Consider the following 20,057-nt stretch of genomic DNA (forward strand, 5'->3'; position numbering starts at 1 on the left):
AAATGGTAAATTAATAGCTATTGCCAAATTGCATTTCTCAGAAAAGTTCAACAGCTATTATGACTAAAAACTACCACATTACTTTACTTCCTGGGGATGGTATTGGCCCTGAAATTATGGCTGTGGCGGTAGAAGTATTAAAGGCGATCGCATCTAAACATAATTTAACGTTTACCTTTACTGAGGCTTTGATTGGCGGTGCTGCGATCGAGGAAACAGGAGAACCTTTACCCGAAAAAACATTAACAGCCTGTCGTCAAAGTGATGCAGTCTTGTTAGCGGCAATTGGTGGTTACAAATGGGATAGCTTACCCCGCAATCAACGTCCTGAAACTGGCTTGTTGGCAATGCGTGCTGGACTAGGATTGTTTGCTAATCTTCGACCAGCAACTATTTTACCTCAGCTAATTGACGCTTCTTCTCTGAAGCGAGAAATAGTAGAAGGAGTAGATATTATGGTGGTGAGGGAGTTGACTGGCGGTATATATTTTGGAAAGCCTAAAGGAGTGTTTGAAACCGAAACGGGAGAACAAAGGGGTGTAAATACGATGGCGTATAGCGTCAGCGAAATTGATCGCATTGCCAAAGTCGGTTTTGAAACTGCTCAAAAACGCAGCGGTAAATTATGTTCAGTCGATAAAGCTAATGTACTAGACGTTTCTCAACTATGGCGCGATCGCGTTACGGCAATGGCAAAGGATTATAGTGATGTAGAGTTAAGCCATTTATACGTAGATAATGCAGCAATGCAGCTAGTACGCGCCCCCAAACAGTTTGATACCATCGTTACGGGTAATTTATTTGGTGATATTCTTTCTGATGCTGCGGCGATGCTAACGGGCAGTATCGGGATGTTACCCTCTGCTAGCTTAGGCAGTGCGGGTACACCTGGAGTATTTGAGCCTGTCCACGGTTCAGCACCCGATATTGCTGGACAAGATAAAGCAAATCCTCTGGCACAGGTACTCAGTGCAGCGATGATGTTGCGTTACGGTTTAAATGCCCCCGATGCTGCAACCGAAATTGAGAACGTAGTTAACCGAGTTTTGGATCGCGACTACCGTACAGGAGATATTATGTCACCAGGGATGAAGGCTGTAGGCTGTAAAGAGATGGGAGAAGTATTAATTAACTTGATAATTGATAAATGAGTCTAATACATCTTCAATGGCGCGATCGCCAAGCTAATAAAAGGCATAGCCATTAGCTAAATCGTCTTCGGATTAGGGGTTATTAATAATCAACTAAAGAGAGTGCTTGGCTTTTAATTTTTTTGGGATCGATTAACTTCAAAAGTTCTTCTTGGCTGTAGTCACCATCAAACGCTTCTATAGCTGCCCCCTTTAAAGCAATGTCAAAAGCATCGTTGATTATTTCTTCTAAATCTTGTTGTTGGGCATAATATCCACCAGCTTTACGTCTTTGATTTGTTCTATTAATTTGCTTAACTGAATTAGCAATCGAAAGCTCCCACGATCTTGTTAGCTTATTCTCAGCAGATTGCTTGATAAGGTGTAGAAGTACAACAATCATGTAGCTATATATCTTATTAAGCTTGTCTTCTACCGACATTTCCTCTAGCTCATCGACAATTTGCAGGGCTTTTAAATAGTTTTTATTTTCGATACTTCTTCGTAGCTTGATTAATTCTTCCATGCTGTATCTATAATTGCTTATCCCTTATTTTAAATTAAATGTTGGAAACCATATTTAAACCCTTGCAATACGGCTTTACGCAGCGATCGCAACTACAAGCGATCGCTGTTGGCGTAATTTGTGCCGTGGTAGGTAGTTACTATAAATATTAAAAAAGTCGCGTTTTCCTCTATGATCACTATAATTTAGAATTAATTAAAAAATTAAGCAGATGTTAACACTATTAATTCTGATTGATGCTTATAGCTGATAGCTCTTAAAAGTAGTAGTCCAATCAACGATAAATGGCGATCGCAAATGGCAAAGAAAATTTGGTTTTTAGCTATCTCTCTATTGTTGAGCTTCGTAATCACAACCAACTGGCACAGAATACCCTCAAAGGCTTCTGGCACTGCTCCTCAAAATACAAAACCAGCAGTGGTAATTGGTTATAGCAGTTGGGCTGGTTGGTGGCCCTGGGCGATCGCCGAATCTGAGGATCTATTCACCAAGAATGGAGCTAATGTCGAGCTTAAATGGTACGACAATTATACTAAATCGATGGAAGATTTGGCTTCTGGCTATATAGACGGCAACTGTCAAACCCTCAACGATACAATTAGCTTTGCCGTAGATGCAGTAAAAGGGGAAGTCGCAGTTTTGGTCAACGACAACTCAGCCGGTAATGACAAAATTGTTGCTGCTGCGGAAATTAATGGAGTCAGAGGCTTGAAAAATAAGCGTGTAGCGGTTGAAGCGGGAGTTGTGGATGATTTTCTTTTAACTTTAGCACTAGAAAAAGAGGGAATGTCCAGAGATGACGTACAAATCATCGATATTGAAACTGGTGCAGCAGCAGAAGCCTTTGTTGCTGGGCAAGCTGATGCAGTGGGCGCGTTTCCTCCTTTCTGGTTAAATGCGCTGCAAAGAAAAGGAGCGAAGGAAATAGCCTCATCCAAAGAATTTCCAGGAGCAATTCCCGATCTTTTAGTCGTAAGCCAAAAGTTAATCAAAGAACAGCCCGAACAAGTACAGGCTTTAATTGATACCTGGTTTGACATTTTGCAGTTTATGTCCGATTATCCTGCCCAAGCCGATAAAATTTTGGCAGATAGGGCTGGAGTAAACAATGAAGAATTTCAATTATTTAAAGAGGGAACGAAAATATTCACCCTTGAGGAGAACTTGGAAGCCTTTAGTGAAGGAGATAATATGAAACATTTACCCTATGCTGCCTTCAAAATTACCGATTTTTTGGTCAATAAATTAAAGTCTATCGATAATAAACCCAGTTTAACCAAAATCTTTAATCAAAATTTTATCAAAGCTTATGCAGTCAAATAATCAGCAAAGAAAAGCTTTTACACTTAAGAATCAAAAGCATATTTGTCCTAAATGCGGTTTTGAAAACCATAATTCTGCCGTTTATTGTGAAATTTGTTTTTATCCCTTAAGCATTGATGAACCTAATACTAATAAATCATTAGCCACAAAACCGCTCGTAGTTAAGCCTCAGCGTGCAAACGCACTTAAGTTGTCGGCAAATGGTTTTAGGCAAGAGCTTCACAAGCCAAGCGTGCTGAGTGGTTTAGCGGTTTTAGCAATTGCGATCGCTCTTTGGGTTAATTATTTTATTTCTCGTCAACCTAGCTACATTACTTCTTCTCAAGGAGATAGTCTGGCTCTTTACGACTCTATGAGTCAAGTGCCAGAAGTACCTGACGGCTTATTTAGCTATGGAGGCGCACTGTATTTTGCTTCTTTAGTTGCTCATGGTATGAATGATGCCATGCTCTGGGAACACCCTAACTTTGACTTGAGATATACTAAACCTTTAAACAACGATCAAAGCTATAGCAATGGCATTAAAATGCTTCTCGATGGCGAACTCAGCTTTGCTTTCAATGGTCGCCCTTTAGTTGACCGAGAATATTCTCAAGCACGCTTACGGGACATGAAACTGCAACAAGTTCCCATTGCTATTGACGGTATTGTCATTTTTGGAAATAATCAGATTCTTACTAAAGGTTTAAGTTTAGATCAGGTTAGGGATATTTTCACTGGCAAAATTACTAATTGGAAACAGTTAGGAGACCAGGATCTGCCTATAACTCCAGTTTTACTTAGCCCAGAAGATATTGAGCTATTGAACTTAGATAATACATCTGCCATCCCATCAACAACTAAATATGTTTCTAACTATACTCTTGCTTTGCGCAAAGTAATCGCCACGCCAGGGACAATATCTTTTGCCTCTTCATCTTTAGTTCAAAATCAGCAATTAATTAAAGTATTTGGTTTAGCTGAGGAAAATTCCCGTAATTATATGAATCCCTTGATAGCAGGAAAGCCTAATTTAAAAATATTTAAAAGCGGTAACTATCCCCTGACGCGAAGATTGTTTTTAGTTATTCGCCAAGATGGAACTCCCGATCAGTTGGCAGGAAAAGCCTATGCCCAGATGTTACTGTCTCGTGAAGGTCAAGCAATAGTTAGAAAAGCAGGGCTTGTTCCTCTGTATGGAGAATAATAGGGTAAATATAATTTCAGTTAAAATTAGGGTAATTTTCATTAAACGATTTTGGATAGTGAGCTAGCATTGATTCAACTCCAATAGAGGGTAAAGGCTTAGAAAATAAAAATCCCTGACCAAATTCGCATCCAAGAGCTTTTAGCTGCTGGAGTTGCTGAGGTGTTTCTACTCCCTCAGAAATAGCATCCATGCCTAAAGTTTTGGCTAAAGTAATGATTACTCTAACAATCTCCAAATTTTCTAAATCATAGTTCATTTGTTCGATAAAAGAGCGATCTATTTTTAAATTATCAATGGGAAATCGGCGTAAATAGCTCAAAGAAGAATAGCCAGTTCCAAAGTCATCAATACTAAGTTTAATATTTCGCTCTCTAATCTGCTTAAGGGTATTTTGTATACATCCTTCTGGATCGATCAAGACGCTTTCTGTAATCTCTAAACGTAAACAATTACCGTTTAAACCAGTTTCTTGTAGTATACGATCTAGCTTTTGGATAAACTCTGGTTGTTGTAGCTGCTGACTGGCTATATTAACATTCATTTTGAGAGAAGCGACTTGAGGAATCTGGGCAAACTTTTGTTGCCACTGCTTTAATTGCTGACAAGCTTCTTTTAGTAACCACTCGCCAATTTCTAAAATTAAGCCTGTGTCTTCGGCAAGGGGAATAAACTCGACGGGAGGAATAGAACCCTTAGTAGGATGTTGCCAACGAATTAAAGCTTCAAAACCAACTAATTTACTATGGTTTAAAGAAATAATTGGCTGGTAGTGAAGCACAAATTCATTACGTTTGACAGCCTGACGCAGATGATTTTCTAACTCCAATAGCTTTAGAGTCTCTTGGTACATAGCCATGTCAAAAATTTCATAACGCGATTTTCCTTTAGCTTTGGCACGATACATGGCAATATCAGCGTCTCTCAGCAATTCCGCAGCGTTGGTGTAGTCAGGAGAACCAAAGACAATGCCGATACTGGCACTAGTAAAAATATTTTGACCTTTCAGTTCAAAAGGCGATCGCAATTTTCCTTGAATGCGATCGCCGATCATAGTTGCATCTTCAATACTGCTAATGCCGTCTAGTAAAATAACAAATTCATCTCCTCCCAAACGTGCTACTAGGTCATTTTCTCGTAGACATTTTTGTAGTGAGTTTGCCACCGCAATTAATAATCGATCGCCAGTTGAATGACCTAAACTATCGTTAATTACTTTAAAGCGATCGAGATCGATAAATAACAAAGCATACATATAATCTGGATGACGTTGGGCGTGTTTAATAGTCCACTCAACTCTTTCCATTAATAAGCTACGATTACCTAACCCCGTCAAGCCATCGTGGAGAGAATCGTAAACCAACTTTTGCTGAATTCTCTGACGCTCATTAATTTCTCTGAGGAGGCTTTGATTAACGGTTTTTAGCTCAATTGTCCGCTGCTGAACTCTTATTTCTAACTCTTGGTTTAACTGACTTATTTTAGCGTGAGCCAACTGGAGGGCAATTTGATTTTTAACCCGCACCAATACTTCTTTGACCTGAATTGGTTTGCTGATAAAGTCTACTCCCCCAACTTCAAATGCTCTAACCTTGTCCAATACGTCATCTAAGGCACTTAAAAAAATTACGGGTATATTGCAGGTTAAAATATTTGCCTTAAGTCTTTGACAAACTTCGTAGCCATCTAGATCGGGCATTTTTATGTCTAGCAAAATTAGATCGGGCAAAATTGCACTTGCACCTCGTAATGCTGTCGAACCATTTTTAGCACAGCGTACTTGATAGCCTTGCGCACTCAGAGTATTGGCGAGAACTTTCAAATTATCAGCCATGTCATCCACAATTAGAATATTGATGTCTTGAGTGGAAAAAGAAATCATCGTTTTTTTTTGCGTGTAAAAGATGAAAGTGTGTAAGATTGATTGTTTACGGGCTTTTTGCTTGAGCTAAATCAAGAATTTGATCAAAATCAAAATTGTCGATCTGTTTTTGCAGTGCATCTTGCAGATCGCAATGTTTTGGGGGAATTTCTTGTATTAGCTGAGTTAATAACTTGTCGTCTAATGCTGCTGCTGCTTGTTCTAATTGATTTATCCAGCTATCGGGCATAACTCTCAAAGCATTTGCAGTTAATCTAAAGCTGCTGGGTGAAGGTGTTATCGATTGATAAATATAACGTACTCCTAGGTGTTGAGCAATCTTCTCAAAGATAATATTTTCCGAGAAAGGCTTCTCTACAAAGTCATCACATCCTGAAGCTTGATATAGCGATCGCTCTTCTTCTAAGCTGCTAGCGGAAAATGCCACAATCGGCAGACTTTTAGACTGAGGATAAGATTTGATCTGCTCTGTTGCTTCATAACCATTCATCACGGGCATTTGAATATCCATCCAAATCATATGAGGTTGCCAGTGCAGCCAAATATCAACTGCTTCTTTGCCGTTAGCTGCTTCTTGGATTTCAAAGCCTACTTTTTCTAATATCTGTGCCAAAATTTTACGGTTGGTTTTAGAATCATCCACAATTAGAACACGATAATTAGGCTGCTCTACCTCTAGACTAATGACTTTTTTAGGAGAAGATTCAGCTTTAATCTCTACTTCTTGACTAGCAACTACTTCAATTGCCAGATCCAAGCGCAAGATCATTCTTCCTTGTCGATGGTTATCATGCTCAACGGTTATGTCCCCTTTCATTAGTTTTGCTAGCTGACCACTAATAGGCAAACTTAAAGGACTATGATCGTAAAACTTGCCTTTTTGGCGAACGCTAAGGGCAGGATCGAATAAGTCTACAAGCTCTAGTAAGGCGAGAGAGAAATTAAGATTTTCGATGACAAAATGAAGATTTTGCAGCTTAGATTCAATTGAGTCTAAATTAACGGCAGAAGAACTTATCTGAACAATTATTGATTCGCTCTGATTGTGTTGTAAGCAATAGCTGACTAAATTAGTCAAGATCTGACGTAATCTCCTTTCGTCGGCGCAAATATATTGTGGTAGCTGAGAATCTTTAATTAGAGAAATATCTAAACCTCGATTATCTGCTTTATGTCTGAGGCTGCATTCAAAACTATCAAGCCAAAGATAAAAATCAAAGCTATCTTTGGCTAAAACTAGACGATTAACTTCAATTTTAGACAAGTCTACCAACTCATTAATCGTTGACAACATCCGCTTGCCACTGTGATTAATGATTGCCATATTTTCTTGTTGCGATCGCGTCAGGGATGATTCTTGCTGCATAATCTGCGCGAATCCTAAAATGGCATTTAAAGGCGATCGCAACTCATGGCTCATATCTATCAAAAGGGAGTTTGTCATAGATTGAGATCTTGCTTTATGAGTCAAGACCCCGCGTCGCCGAGAGGCGCACTGGTTAGCTTTCCGATGTTGAGCAGCAGTTTGTTTTAAAGAATTACCAACGGTCACAGCAGATTCTGTCTGAAAAAAGTCGTCGTCAGATTCAGCATCTTCTCCTAAAGCTACTGAAATCTCTTGCTGTAAACGATTGAACCTGTGGCTAATCCAAAGATAGGCTATTATTCCTAATAAAATTGTCGGTAATAAGTAAGCTAAATATTGCTTTGTTTGTTCTTCAGGCTTTGTGGCAACATAGCTAGCTAATTCAGATTGAGGTATTACAATTATTAGCTTGTCTTGGCTACCTTGATGCTGCCAAGGATATATCTGTCCCCAAAAATTCTGCTGTTTAGCTGTAAAACCGAAAGGCTTACCCTCAATATCTTCTATTTTAGACAACGATTGTTTCAGTGCCGTTATGATTGCCTGATTGCTCTTAATCTGCTGCTGAAAATTAGTAGCTACAACCGTATTTTCTCGAACAATTAAGATTTTTGCCGCCAAGGGAACGTCTACCTGCTGCAAAATCTTGGGCAAATTTGACTTGCTTAGATCCGAACTTGAGGTAATCTCTGAGCGTCGATCCCTATTATTACTTAGGTATTTATGCGGACGTGAAGATAAGCGATCGCTAATTTGATTTTGTGCTTGTTTAGCTATATTTTCTATAGTTTGTCTATCTCTATCAAAAGAAAAATATTTTATTAAGCTGCAGGTAATGCCGATATCAATAACAATTGGTGCTGTTATTACTAAGCACAGTGGCACGTTACGTATAATCTGAATCAGCTTTTGTTTAGGCGATTTTAAACCTGAAATTTGATTCTTGGACTTCATGATTATTTTTTCACTTTGGCGATTAAAGACAATTCCCTAAATTAGAGCGATTAGGCAATTTTTGATTTAAAAAATGCTTTAATTCTTATCAGCAACAAGTACCTTATTATTTACAATTAGTCTTCATCAAAAAATTCAAGTGCATTTAGATTAGTTACCAGGAAAATCAAGACTCAAAAGGGCAAACAATATTTATTTAATGCTATTTGTAAATGCAGATTAATAGCAGATACTGACTGACAATAGCATTTTTATAATAATAGGTATAGATTTGGCTTTTTATGAACAATCAAAAGAAAACTTAACTTAATCAATAGCTAAAATGTGTCAAAATACATTTTAGTGCATAATTTGTTTTTTAGTGTACTAATAATGTTGTATAAATGAGTAAGCTATCATTGTACTCGGCTTCTATTGTTATCTGAAGCTTGAACTAATTTTTGCTCTAGATACTTTATGGACATATGGAAATCGATCTCGATTTTGCTATTTAGATGTTAATTATTAAACAAGTCGATTATCAAACAAGAAGTTTGATTCTTGTAAATTACAGTTGTCGTCTTTGAGCAAATATTCCTGAACAATACCTAAAAACAGTAAAAATACGGATGAGTAAAATTGCTGAGATGAATACAATGTGCGTAAGAACATCCATTCACCTAGGATTTACACTTAGAGAATTCTTGAATATGTGATGAGCAGTAACTGATAAATTTTTTTGTAAACTTTAGCAAATCAGCAAATCGTTTTCTTCTCCAAGTGTCATAAATCTTTTTAATAAGCGCCTATATTAGGCGGTTTAAAAGAAAGCGAAGTTGATGTTGAATTTATCAGGTACTATTCAATCATCATCAATTTCACGCTTAAGAATATTTGGCGTAAACATTCTCTCAATCAGTAGTGACAAAAACAAGTTAACTATGAAAAAGATTACCTATCAAGCTACCCTCAAAGAACTTGCACTTCTAGTTCCCACAGAAAGCTATACCGATCCCGAATTAGCTCAAAGTCTTTTGCAATCAGGTGTTACTACTCCTATTATTTTTACTGCTGATGGTGCTACAAGCCGATTTGGGATGAAGAAGCTAACTGTAAAAGATGGTATGAAAAGATTAAATTTGGCTGCTTCCAACTCAGAAATTGGTAAGCTAACTGCTCCTGTAATTTTAATTGAAAACTCAGTTACCGAGCTAATTTCGACCGTTGAAGTAAATACTGCCAAACAGTCAGATATACCCTTAGATCAAAATACCTACAGTTGGAAAAACGAAAAGAGAAATATATCTGAACATTGCACAGCCAAAGAATTAGGCAAGAAGTACGGTATTAGACTGCAATACCTTAATACTGTGATTCAGGGCAAAGTAAAATGTACCAGAGGTTGGAGTTTGGCGCAATAGCTAAAACTTGTGAGAACAACAAAGTTCATTTGATTACTAAAAAATGGACTTTTCTCCTCGATCAATGGGGAAGCAAAGTAATCAGAGTAAAATTTCCCCGTAAGGCTTGTCGAGAGTGTCAATTTCGCCACCTGTGTACTCGTTCAAACAAGGAAGCACGAGAACTTACTCTACGCCATAAAGAAGAACACCTTGCCATAGATAGAAGGAGAAAGCGACAAGAGACAAAAACATGGTTAAATACTTACAATCAACGCGCTGGAGTTGAAGAGACAATTTCTCAAGCTGTTCGCGGTTTTGATATGCGTTCTGCTCGCTATATGGGTTTGGATAAAGTTCATTTACAACACATACTTACTGCGACTGCTTGGTAGGCACAAGCTACGGGATTCAACTCTGATTTTAATAGCTTACCGTCATGGGTTGAGAATATCTGAGTTAGTCGCTTTGCGCTGGTCACAGATTGATTTTACTAGTGGCACGATTTATATCAATCGGCTCAAGCATGATGTAAGTTCCACTCATCCTCTGCGTGGTATTGAACTCAGAGAAGGCAATTGCAGAGAGATTATCCAGACTCAAATTATCTGTTTGTTTTAGAGAGAGGTACAGTCATGGCTGCTGCTACTGCAGTCGTGAATTATTAAGCGCGCTAGAATTAGGGCAAAATTATCTTTGAGCGTTCATCCTCATATGTTAAGGCACGCCTGCGGATTTTACCTTGCGAGTAGATAGAGGACATGACACGAGAGCTATCCAAGCATATCTTGGTCATCGCAATATTCAGCGACGAACTCTGTTCGTCCCATGCTTTCAGCATGGACAAATCAAAGATTTGTGTTCGCTATACATACAGAGTTTTCTCCAAAGCGGTTTCAGGAGTTTTGGATGAATTGAAAGGAAGGTCGAAGTTTACATTACTTTACATCATGTTTTGTTTTGCACGTATGTCGGCTCGTACGCCGTGCAGAACAGCTTTTGCATCTATAAGCCGAGCGCTGACCATCTGGTCGAAGAGTTTACTTAAAGTCTTCGTAGATAGTCGCTCCCGCACTGCGGAGTTCATCCAGGAACCATTTGGTATCCGAGAGTAGTTCGGGTAGGTAAAGCCCAGGGCGGGCAGAAGAACGGTCGTTGAGTCCCAACACCGACGCGAGAGAAAGAACGACGCAGAGACCCGTGAGTGAGGCTGTGCCATACTTGAACTCCAGCATTGATCGCGAACGCTTCGTTCGACCATCGGCCTCGCCCTCGATTTCGACGACGATCTCGGTCGCCGCTTCACCGCCTCGGCGGCGGCTGGACGATTCACCATTCATCAGGTCGAAGCGTACATCTGATGCCCCAGTGGCGGCATGGAGACTCGCGGTATCGAACGTGGAAAATGCGGTGGCATCAAGGAATCGACCGTCAACTGATTCGAACTTGCCCTTGTCGTCGTCGCCGGACAGCCATACGCGCCGCCCACCCTCGAATACCAGAGCGGCGGGAGCAGCCCCGTGCACCCGCTCCATGTCTTCGAGTGCTGCTGGACCGACTGGATCATTTTCGTCGACGATTGCGCCGAGCCTGATAGATTGGACAATCTCGAAGCCTTTGGCGCTGTTGAGTGCCAAAAACGTGGCCGCACCTGCCATCCAGTGACTGGCAAGCACGATGGGTGCTGCGGTCGCATGATGCGCGAACATCGCCAACTCGGGGCCGATTTCAGTGAGGGCAGCGTTGATGTTCAGGTAAGGGATGCCCAAGTCCTGCGCGTAGCTTAGTCCTTTGAGTCCAGCTTCAGGAGCTAACATGACCACAGCAGCTACGGCGACGTCTTCACCGAGACCCAATCGAGGCTTATCAAGATCTATGGCAACGGCCTCGGCAGCGCCCACCTCCTGAGCGACTTCGCCTGCGGCTTGCAGGTTCCGTCCTCCAATGAGCACTGGAACGCTGGGGTGCATCTCACGGAACCACTTGACGGCAGCGCGCCCCACGAAGCCCGATCCTCCGGCGAAAAGTACCTGTCCTAAAGCCACCTTATTTTCAATTATCATGATTTTTACCTCTTGTTATGAAACCAGTTGTATTTAATTGAGTGTAATGACTTCCAACACTCAATTTCTTTCAGATTCTTACGATGATTTGTCAGATTCTTATGGTGAAGAGCGAACTTGCTTTGGTGTTACTCCTGTGAATCGCTTGAACTGTTGAGTCAGATGACTTTGACTGGAGAAGCCTACTTGTAAGGCAATGTCTGCGATCGCCAAATCCGTTTTTGACAACATCAATTTTGCCCGTTCCACTCGCTGTCCAATTACATATTGGTGAGGAGAAATACCTGTGGTGCGTTTGAATAAGCTGGCAAAGTAAGTAGGGCTGATATTGATGAGTGAGGCAATTTGAGAGAGTGATAAATCTTGATCGAGGTGAGTGTGAATATAGTCAATTGCTTGCTGTAACTGAATACGAGTTAAGCTTCTGTTCTTTGATGTAACAATCTGTACAATCTCAGCCTCAGCATAGTGTCGCAGCAAATGAATGACTAACGTTTGAGTTAAAGATTCGACATATAATCGTCCCATTATGCCACCCGATCGCAACTCAGCTAAAAGCAACATGGCGATATGTTGAAGCTGCAAGTCATGCTTACGAAAATGATTCGCGAGGTCGATCCGCTCTGTATCTATTTCAGATGCTTTAGCAACTTGTTCAATCAACTTCGGCTGTAAGTGAATATGTAGTTCTGTCTGGAATAACTGACTTCCCAGACAGCGCCAGTAGGTTGGTTTTTTAGCAGGAACCAAAAGGCTGTCTCCCTTTTGAAAAAGGGACTCATGCAAGCGATTGTCAGACTTCTGGCTCAAATGACTGGGATGTCCTAGAGGTAAGATCAGCCAATGATCTGACAGGGCAGGAATTTCTTTTTCTTCTGTTTTGCCTGGAATTGAATAATATTGATATTGCTCGACCAAGATTCCATTCCAGCCTATCTGCTGACTTGATAACACTGGAGTTATACTCAACAGTTGGCTGAGTTGGCTTGGTTTAAGAAGGTTCCCCGTGACAGATTTGATTTTCAGCATTTGGCTTATCTATTTGACCTGATGTCACTTTTAAATTGGTTGTGTTGCAAAAAATGTACTCAGTATCAATTGTAGATAGCTGACGAAAACCCTGCTCTTTCGGATAGGTAGTTCCTAGTCCTAAAAGTAAGGCGACCGCTATGCTTAGGGCTAGTGCAAAGACTTCTCCCAGGGAATGCGACAAAAGAGGGGTAATTTCCGTATCTTGAGAATAGATTTAAGAGTAATTGCCTGATTTTCCTGAAGCACAACCTAAAAGCAAGCAGATGAAAGGCAAATAAGCAATTACCTACTATTCAACTACCAAAAATAAGGAGTACTAAAGCGACTCTCAAGGGATAAGGGATGAAAATTGAGGGCAAGGAATAAAATTTCTTTTTATTTCTTGCCCTTGTTTCACCTACATAAGCTAATCTGGTTGTATCACTTAACTTGTGATGGCTAAAATATGAATTCTGACTTAGTTTCTTTTTTACAGCAGAAAACTTGTCTGGGTAATTTATCATTAGAAGTTCTAAAGGCGATCGCATCTTTACTAGATGAGCGAACAATTGCCACAGATGAGATCGTTGTTACTGAAAATACCCAGCCTGATGGCTTGTATATTATTCATACAGGAAAAGTATTAAGCGATAGTCAATCAGAGTCCCATCCCAGCAGCTTATTATCAGGGACGGTACTAAATTTATATGCTCTGTTATTAAATCAGCCGACGCAATATACGATCAAGACCGTTAGTGAAACTAAAGTCTGGTTTCTTGAGGGGACAGAGTTTCAAAAATTAGTCGAGCAATACCCCGCAATTGCTCAGACTTTTTCCCAGCAGTTAGCTACAGAGGTTAGGGAATTATCAGACAAGCTACAGTTTGAACAAGAGCGTCAGATAACTTTAAGACCCTATCTAGTTAGTAAAGCTAAACGGGGAATAATTGGTAAAAGCCGTTATGCAACTAGATTGCGATCGCAAATTAAAGAGGCTGCTCAAACCAGAGACTCGGTACTAATTTTTGGTGAACCAGGATTAGAAAAGGATAATACAGCAGCTTTAATTCATTTTGGTTCAGCCGCTCGCCGACAACCAATTATTAAAGTTGATTGTGCCAAATTACAAACTAGTGGTGCAGAGTTGTTTGGTCGTAGCGGTGGGAAACCTGGACTAATTGCCAGCTTAGATAGAGGAACTTTGGTTTTAAATAATATACATTTATTACCCACTGAATTAATAGATGCGATCGCCGCTTTAATTAAAGATAATCAGTATACCCCTGTAATGCGTCCTGGGGGAAATGTCCCGCAAGTACAATCTTCTCAAGCCAGAATAATTCTTATTTCTGAACAAACTGTACAGGCGATCGACTCTGTAGTCGCCAATTTGATTAAAGTTCCCCCCCTAAGAGTGCGAAAAGCTGATTTAGATGAACAAATCAATTATTATCTAAATTTGATTGGACGCAACAAATGTCTGCGAAAAACCAAGATAACCCCCGAAGCAATCAGAAACCTTCAGGCTTATGATTTTCCCAACAATCTCAGGGAACTAGAAAGTCTCATCGAGCGAGCTTTAACTCAGCTACAGGGTTGTGATGACATTACCGAAGAAGTTGTTTGGCACTCCCAAAGTAAAAAGAAACAGTATCGCCTAAATCTCCTCAATAAATATCCCAAACTACGTTACTTCCTGCGTAGCGACTGGTATCCTGACAAAATCAATTATGGCTTTACCGCCAGCTTTTTTGCCTTTATTGTTTTAGTCCTTTTTCTTGCCCCTCAAAACCGTCAGCATAACTTTGCTTTAAACTTATTTTGGGCTTGGTGGTGGCCTCTAATTTTAGTTACTTTTCCCTTGATTGGCAGGTTATGGTGCGCCGTCTGTCCTTTTATGATTTATGGCGAAATCACCCAAAAGCTATCGCTAATTCTATTTCCGCGACAGCTTAAAAGATGGCCGAGAAATACTGCGGAGAAATGGGGTGGCTGGTTTTTGTTTGGTTTGTTTGCCCTAATTTTGCTATGGGAAGAATTATGGGATTTGGAAAACACCGCCTATCTTTCCGCTTGCTTGCTGCTACTCATTACCGCAGGAGCAATGATCTTTTCTGCCATTTTTGAACGTCGTTTTTGGTGTCGCTATCTTTGTCCCATCGGCGGGATGAATGGCTTGTTTGCCAAACTTTCCATGACGGAATTGCGAGCGCAACAGGGTACTTGCTCGGCAGAATGCACTACCTATCAATGCTACAAAGGAGGCCCAGCCAAAGGAGAGGGACAAGAAACCAATGGCTGTCCTTTGTATTCCCATCCTGCACAGCTAACGGACAATAAAGACTGCGTATTGTGTATGACTTGTTTAAAAGCCTGTCCCCATCGCTCGGTCGAAGTTAACCTGCGTCCCCCTGGAATTGAACTATGGACAACCCACACTCCTCACAGTTATGAAGTAGCTTTGCTGTTTCTGTTGTTAAACGTAATTTTTTTACACCGTTTACCAGAAATATCAGCTCGATTGAGTTTAAATCTGCACCTTGAACAATTTAGCAACCATGCTTTAGTATCCGTTATCGCTTTGAGTTTACCGCTGGCTGTACCTCTGCTGGCGCAAATCGCAACCGAACTTGTGGGTAAATTAAATAATAAATATAAACCCCGCAAGTTTGTTGAACTGGCTTATGGCTATTTACCTTTGGTCTTAGCAGGGAACTTGGCTCACTATCTTCGCTTGGGTTTAGCAGAAGGGGGAAAAATATTACCCGTAACTATGGCAACCTTCGGCTTAGATGGTGCAGGTCTACCTATCTTAGTTGCTCACCCCGCAGTAATTGCTTTTTTACAGGGATGCTGTTTAATATTTGGCGTGCTGTTTTCTATTTTGCTAACTCAAAAAATTGCTCGTCAGCAACTTAAGTATCTCTTACCCCAGCATTTAGCCTCCGTAGTTTTGGCTGTAGCTATGTGGCAGGTAATTATTGGGTTTTAATTTCTTCTAAAATGCAGATTAGGTCAGAATTTTCCATGATGCCTAGATTCCTAACACATTGTACGTACTTGCCGATGGATGTTTACAGCATCTTGATCGGCGTTTAACTATTTTACACTGATGATCGCCAAAATTAGATCGGTTGGGTTTTTGGATCGGTTATCTAATGCCCTAATAATCATCAATACCTGGACTTTTTAGATAATTTTTTTTGTACATTTGATATGCGACCGCTAAGAATATTCAAAGCTTGTTCTCTGTTTCGATGTTTGACTCTGAAGACTCGTAGTCAATATACATTTCAGGATTGCCCGTCTCAAATCTATTATCAACTAAGGTAATCAGACTAGTATCAGAACGCCATTCATAAAAAATCAATCTAATTTCCTTTAGATTAGTATTTATTTTTGGTTGTCCATATTTAGCTACTAAAGCATCGTAAAAAGAATCCCTTTCGGAATAATCTTTCAAGTGTAGTTGAATTTTATTGAGCGAGTCATTGGCAGGATCGAATCCGTAGCACGCAATAAATTTTAATTTACCTGCTTGCCAATCTGACTCGTAATAAGAGTGTGCGCATTTTGTAAGCGTTGAATCTTTTCTCATAGCAATTGGACTTGATTTCCATAAATCGTCTCTGCTCATTCCCCATTCAGTAAATTGCCAGTTAGCATAAGCAGGAGCAACCATGGATGCAGTTATAGCACAAGATAATAGTAGTTTTTTCAACATGGGATAACCTGGGATAAGATGTATCCTTTCAGATTATCTACATTTTAGTTACAAGTATGTGACCCAGATCGCTATATGGTAAAAATAAAGTTTTAAAGTTAATCTAGTAAAACTATATTAGCAGTAGCCATGACAAAAAAAGCGAAATTAGACGACTCAACTAATAAAACCTTTATCTACTATCAGATGTATAAAGAAGGATTAACTCTAACTGAAATAGCAAGGCATTTTAACAAATCGATTAATACGATCAAAACCTACATTAGAAAACATCCTAAGTATAAAAATCCTGGATCTGGCAATAGACTTAGTAAACTAGATCGCAATACTGTAAAAAAAGATAAGTCTATTAATGATAGTACTAAGCAGCTATCTTTTTATTGTCCTGAAAGCCTACTTGATCGGATTAAGTTGACTCCTGGTATAAAACTTAAGGACAGATATATTAATGCTTTTGAGCAATATTTAAAACTTAAGGTCAAAGATCGACCTGCATCAAAACTAAAAGCAACCGCTAGTGATAAAAAAGTTAACTTTCTATGTCCTAGTTATTTAGTAGACAAGTTAGACAATACGAACAAAAAATTAACTAGATCTCAAAAGATAATTGCAGCATTAGAACTAATATGCGAAAGCAATAATATTTAAAACGATTGATATACATGATGTAAAGATTATTTTAAATAAATTACTCGACAGTATAGTTTAACTATATACATAATAAGAGACAAGAAAACAAACATTATTAAATCAAAGGAATTAAGACAATGACTACTAAGCAAGCAAGCTACATTCAAGACGGCTCTATTTATTTGTTGGTACTAAAGACTATGGATTAAATATTTCGTTTTTCACTTCCTGTCGGTGACATGACAATTAATTCTCTTTGGCTAGTCATCTCAAATTTTGTATCTCGATTCTGAGCGCACAATTGCTCGAATTGTTGCTCTGTAATGGGATTAGCTAAGGCTCTAATGTCTATGGTCTCAATCATTAGTCATTCTTCTAAATTGAGAATTTGAGATCGATAAGTCTGATTATATTTATAGGTTACTTGAAAAAAGCAGACAAAATATCTTCTGGTAACGGATCGTTAAAATCGTCAGGGACTACAAATAAACCTTCATCTTGATCCAAAACTCTGTCTTTAAGAGGTTCTTTAATCGGAACTAGACGAACAATAGGCTTTCCTGCTTTGGCAATGACTATCTCTTCGCCTAGAACAGCTTGAGACAGCAACTAAGATAAATGAGTTTTGGCTTCGTGGATGTTAACTTGCTTCATATTATAATAAAGTTAGCTAATCGCTTAGTCTATTATAAAGTTAACCAACATCAATCTGAGATAAAAACTCTGCTTTACCCGTGACTCCAGGATTGAGATAAAAAATAGAGCCAGCTAAGTTATCTTCAGTTGAGCGATTTTGCCCTCCTGCGGTGGTAACATACAGTCTGCTGTAATCAGCACCACCAAAAGTTAAGCTACTAACTAGAGCCGTGGGAAAGGGAATCCGCAGCACTTCTTCTCCTTCTGGACTGTAGCGAAAAATATGTCCCCCATCCCAACGCGCAGACCAAATATATCCTTCACTGTCTATCGTTAATCCATCGGGAACGCCATCGATTTCGGTAGTTAAAATATGAACTTGAGGATCGCTTAATTCCCCCGTTGCCAAATAATATTCAAAACGATAAACAGTACGAGTATCTGAATCTGTAACATAAAAATACTTGAGGTCTGGAGAGAATCCCATGCCGTTGGGAACGGTTAATCCCTCCATGATGACCTGTAATGAACCATCCAAATCCAAACGATATAGCCTCCCAGAACATTCGGAAGTGGCTACAGTACCACTATAAACTCTTCCTAAAGGATCGGCGATCGCATCATTGAAGCGGGTTAATCTCTCAGCAGGAATCTCAGCCACAATAGTTTTGATTTGTCCTTCTTGCCAATGTTCAATTGTGCCTTTGGTTTTGAACAGCAGCAAAGAACCATCTTTTTGGATAGTAAAACCACCTACAGGTTCACCAGCATAGATTTGCTCAGGTTTTCCTTGAGGATGATAGCGATACATTTTTCCTTGAGGAATATCTGTCCAGTAAAGACATTGCAGTTGAGGATGCCAGGTAGGGACTTCGGCATTGTGATGAGGATGATCGAGTAAAATACTTGGCTGTTTGGTTTTTATATTCACGATCTTAACTTGATGATTTTTAGCTGTACAAACCATCAAAACCCGTCCTGATTTATTTTGAAATAGCAATTTAATATAGATTAATATACGTTTTGTGTTTGATTAAATGACATTAGCGCGATCGCCAGTTTTATGACTCTTTAGTTACTAGCAAAACAGATTTAATCGGTCTTTGAATCCTATTCCCTTCTTTGTCTACTCTGCCATAGACAGCTTGACCATCGTAATACAGAGAAGCGGAACTTCCTCCATCCAGATTCATTGCTTTGACTGCGCCGAGACTAGACAAGAAATTGGCAAATTCTGGTAAAGATATGCCTGAATCAAGAGGTTGTGGCTGCTGCGCCACCATAGCTAGAATTACGTCGCCACTGTCCGTAATCCCGACTGCGCTTCTGGCATTTAAACTATCACTACCGATCGCATCACGGATTTTTTCGCCATCTTGATAAGCAGTAAATCCCTCGGCGACAGAAGTATCTTTGGGTAATAAACCAGGGCCAGCTGCTAAAGACGCTTTTAATGTACAATTAGAAAGTATGGGTGCGAAGTGTGGCTGAATATCGTATTGTGTCTGTTTTCCACAACTATAACGACGAAACTCAGCACGATTAAATATTTTCCCCAAATACGGTTTTAAATCAGGATTGTCTACCAGCCTTTCATTGAAACGCGGATCGGCGACAATCTTTGATTCTTGAGTAATAAAGGAAGTAGTCTTTTGATTTACAGGATCGAAGTAACCGCCATTGATAGCTGCAACAACGTTATCTTTTTCTTCTACAAACTCTTGGATAGATTTGAGTTCGCCTGAAATTTTAGGAGCAACAAGATAATTACTGTTGTGAGGAATAGTAATAGTATGGATCGTATGTTGCGATCGCTTTATTACATCGTAACTAATTTGATTATCTTTAGCTAGAGATAAATTATTGACGCTAAAAGACAAAATCAAGCCCAGAACACTCAATCCTAAAAATATCCATCCCGTTCTTTTCATTACTTGTTACTCATTACTTATTATTCAACTAGGGTAACTACTAAAATTTCGGATAGTAAATCAACCCCACACCCACTTTATTCTTACGGATAAAAATAGCTTCAGAAGAAATCAAGTCTTTGAGACAAACTTGAATCATAGAAACAGGACGATTAACAATTTTGCTAATTTCTTTAATAGTTATACCAGTGTTTCTCGCCTGAATTATCTGTAAAATTTGTGCATGAGTGCTAATGCCAGGAGTTGAACTGATAATATTAATTTCTATCACTGACTAATAGCTCCTTGGTCATTAATTAAGTTGATTGCCAGAAAC

The 20,057-nt window shown here is 39.5% G+C and carries 19 protein-coding genes; 8 read left to right on the top strand and 11 right to left on the bottom strand.

The genetic code is table 11. The annotated features are described in order from the left end of the window. Positions 1-59: 59 nt before the first annotated feature. Positions 60-1,151 carry a 3-isopropylmalate dehydrogenase gene (gene leuB / locus SLP02_RS19555; protein ID WP_319422394.1) on the top strand — a complete coding sequence of 364 codons (1,092 nt, stop codon included), beginning with the start codon at positions 60-62 and terminating at the stop codon, positions 1,149-1,151. A gap of 82 nt (positions 1,152-1,233) precedes the next feature. Here leuB and SLP02_RS19560 read toward each other — a convergent pair whose 3' ends face one another. Continuing rightward, a complete protein-coding gene (locus SLP02_RS19560; RefSeq protein ID WP_319422395.1) occupies positions 1,234-1,656 on the bottom strand; it encodes a DUF29 family protein in 423 nt (140 codons plus the stop codon). Between the two features lie 297 nt (positions 1,657-1,953). Here SLP02_RS19560 and SLP02_RS19565 point away from each other — a divergent pair, with 297 nt between their 5' ends. Beyond that, a complete protein-coding gene (locus tag SLP02_RS19565; RefSeq protein ID WP_319422396.1) occupies positions 1,954-2,979 on the top strand; it encodes an ABC transporter substrate-binding protein in 1,026 nt (341 codons plus the stop codon). Beyond that, positions 2,966-4,165 (top strand): substrate-binding domain-containing protein, encoded by a 1,200-nt coding sequence (locus SLP02_RS19570; RefSeq protein WP_319422397.1) that lies wholly within the window; start codon positions 2,966-2,968, stop codon positions 4,163-4,165. The genes SLP02_RS19565 and SLP02_RS19570 overlap by 14 nt, the downstream gene beginning before the upstream one ends. A 16-nt stretch (positions 4,166-4,181) precedes the next feature. Here the strand turns inward: SLP02_RS19570 and SLP02_RS19575 are convergent, their stop codons facing one another. Then, positions 4,182-6,047 carry a two-component system response regulator gene (locus tag SLP02_RS19575; protein WP_319422398.1) on the bottom strand — a complete coding sequence of 622 codons (1,866 nt, stop codon included), beginning with the start codon at positions 6,045-6,047 and terminating at the stop codon, positions 4,182-4,184. 46 nt (positions 6,048-6,093) lie between these two features. Next, positions 6,094-8,367, bottom strand: coding sequence for a response regulator (locus SLP02_RS19580; protein WP_319422399.1), 2,274 nt, complete (start codon positions 8,365-8,367; stop codon positions 6,094-6,096). Positions 8,368-9,287: 920 nt separating this feature from the next. On the opposite strand from SLP02_RS19580, the gene SLP02_RS19585 reads away from it, so the two are divergent. From SLP02_RS19585 to SLP02_RS19595, 3 genes are read left to right on the top strand one after another with little or no spacing between them, the layout of a single operon-like run. Beyond that, positions 9,288-9,767, top strand: coding sequence for a hypothetical protein (locus SLP02_RS19585; RefSeq protein ID WP_319422400.1), 480 nt, complete (start codon positions 9,288-9,290; stop codon positions 9,765-9,767). Next, positions 9,737-10,141 carry a transposase gene (locus SLP02_RS19590; protein ID WP_319422401.1) on the top strand — a complete coding sequence of 135 codons (405 nt, stop codon included), beginning with the start codon at positions 9,737-9,739 and terminating at the stop codon, positions 10,139-10,141. Before SLP02_RS19585 ends, SLP02_RS19590 begins: the two co-directional genes overlap by 31 nt. Then, entirely contained in the window at positions 10,065-10,367 is a 303-nt protein-coding gene (locus tag SLP02_RS19595; protein ID WP_319422402.1) for a tyrosine-type recombinase/integrase, read from the top strand. The genes SLP02_RS19590 and SLP02_RS19595 overlap by 77 nt, the downstream gene beginning before the upstream one ends. Before the next feature lie 419 nt (positions 10,368-10,786). Here the strand turns inward: SLP02_RS19595 and SLP02_RS19600 are convergent, their stop codons facing one another. Next, positions 10,787-11,809 (bottom strand): hypothetical protein, encoded by a 1,023-nt coding sequence (locus SLP02_RS19600; RefSeq protein ID WP_319422403.1) that lies wholly within the window; start codon positions 11,807-11,809, stop codon positions 10,787-10,789. 99 nt (positions 11,810-11,908) lie between these two features. Beyond that, positions 11,909-12,763: an AraC family transcriptional regulator gene (locus SLP02_RS19605; protein WP_319422404.1), complete on the bottom strand. Its 855-nt coding sequence runs from the start codon at positions 12,761-12,763 to the stop codon at positions 11,909-11,911. A gap of 523 nt (positions 12,764-13,286) precedes the next feature. Here SLP02_RS19605 and SLP02_RS19610 point away from each other — a divergent pair. Then, positions 13,287-15,812 (top strand): sigma 54-interacting transcriptional regulator, encoded by a 2,526-nt coding sequence (locus tag SLP02_RS19610; protein ID WP_319422405.1) that lies wholly within the window; start codon positions 13,287-13,289, stop codon positions 15,810-15,812. 243 nt (positions 15,813-16,055) lie between these two features. Here SLP02_RS19610 and SLP02_RS19615 read toward each other — a convergent pair whose 3' ends face one another. Further along, positions 16,056-16,544, bottom strand: coding sequence for a hypothetical protein (locus tag SLP02_RS19615; protein WP_319422406.1), 489 nt, complete (start codon positions 16,542-16,544; stop codon positions 16,056-16,058). Positions 16,545-16,673: 129 nt separating this feature from the next. On the opposite strand from SLP02_RS19615, the gene SLP02_RS19620 reads away from it, so the two are divergent. Further along, positions 16,674-17,192 carry a hypothetical protein gene (locus SLP02_RS19620; RefSeq protein ID WP_319422407.1) on the top strand — a complete coding sequence of 173 codons (519 nt, stop codon included), beginning with the start codon at positions 16,674-16,676 and terminating at the stop codon, positions 17,190-17,192. A gap of 187 nt (positions 17,193-17,379) precedes the next feature. On the opposite strand, the gene SLP02_RS19625 is transcribed toward SLP02_RS19620, so the two are convergent. The 5 genes from SLP02_RS19625 to SLP02_RS19645 all read right to left on the bottom strand — a co-directional run bounded on the left by SLP02_RS19625 (position 17,380) and on the right by SLP02_RS19645 (position 20,012). Next, positions 17,380-17,538, bottom strand: a complete 159-nt coding sequence (locus tag SLP02_RS19625; protein WP_319422408.1) for a hypothetical protein — start codon at positions 17,536-17,538, stop codon at positions 17,380-17,382. A gap of 56 nt (positions 17,539-17,594) precedes the next feature. Beyond that, positions 17,595-17,783, bottom strand: coding sequence for a type II toxin-antitoxin system Phd/YefM family antitoxin (locus tag SLP02_RS19630; RefSeq protein ID WP_319422409.1), 189 nt, complete (start codon positions 17,781-17,783; stop codon positions 17,595-17,597). 85 nt (positions 17,784-17,868) lie between these two features. Continuing rightward, positions 17,869-18,741 (bottom strand): SMP-30/gluconolactonase/LRE family protein, encoded by an 873-nt coding sequence (locus tag SLP02_RS19635; RefSeq protein WP_319422410.1) that lies wholly within the window; start codon positions 18,739-18,741, stop codon positions 17,869-17,871. A gap of 130 nt (positions 18,742-18,871) precedes the next feature. Continuing rightward, on the bottom strand, positions 18,872-19,741 hold the full coding sequence (locus SLP02_RS19640; protein ID WP_319422411.1) for a phosphodiester glycosidase family protein: 870 nt from the start codon (positions 19,739-19,741) through the stop codon (positions 18,872-18,874). A gap of 40 nt (positions 19,742-19,781) precedes the next feature. Beyond that, entirely contained in the window at positions 19,782-20,012 is a 231-nt protein-coding gene (locus tag SLP02_RS19645; protein ID WP_319422412.1) for a winged helix-turn-helix transcriptional regulator, read from the bottom strand. Positions 20,013-20,057 lie beyond the last annotated feature (45 nt).

The sequence above is a fragment of the Pleurocapsa sp. FMAR1 genome (assembly GCF_963665995.1).
Lineage (GTDB): Bacteria > Cyanobacteriota > Cyanobacteriia > Cyanobacteriales > Xenococcaceae > Waterburya.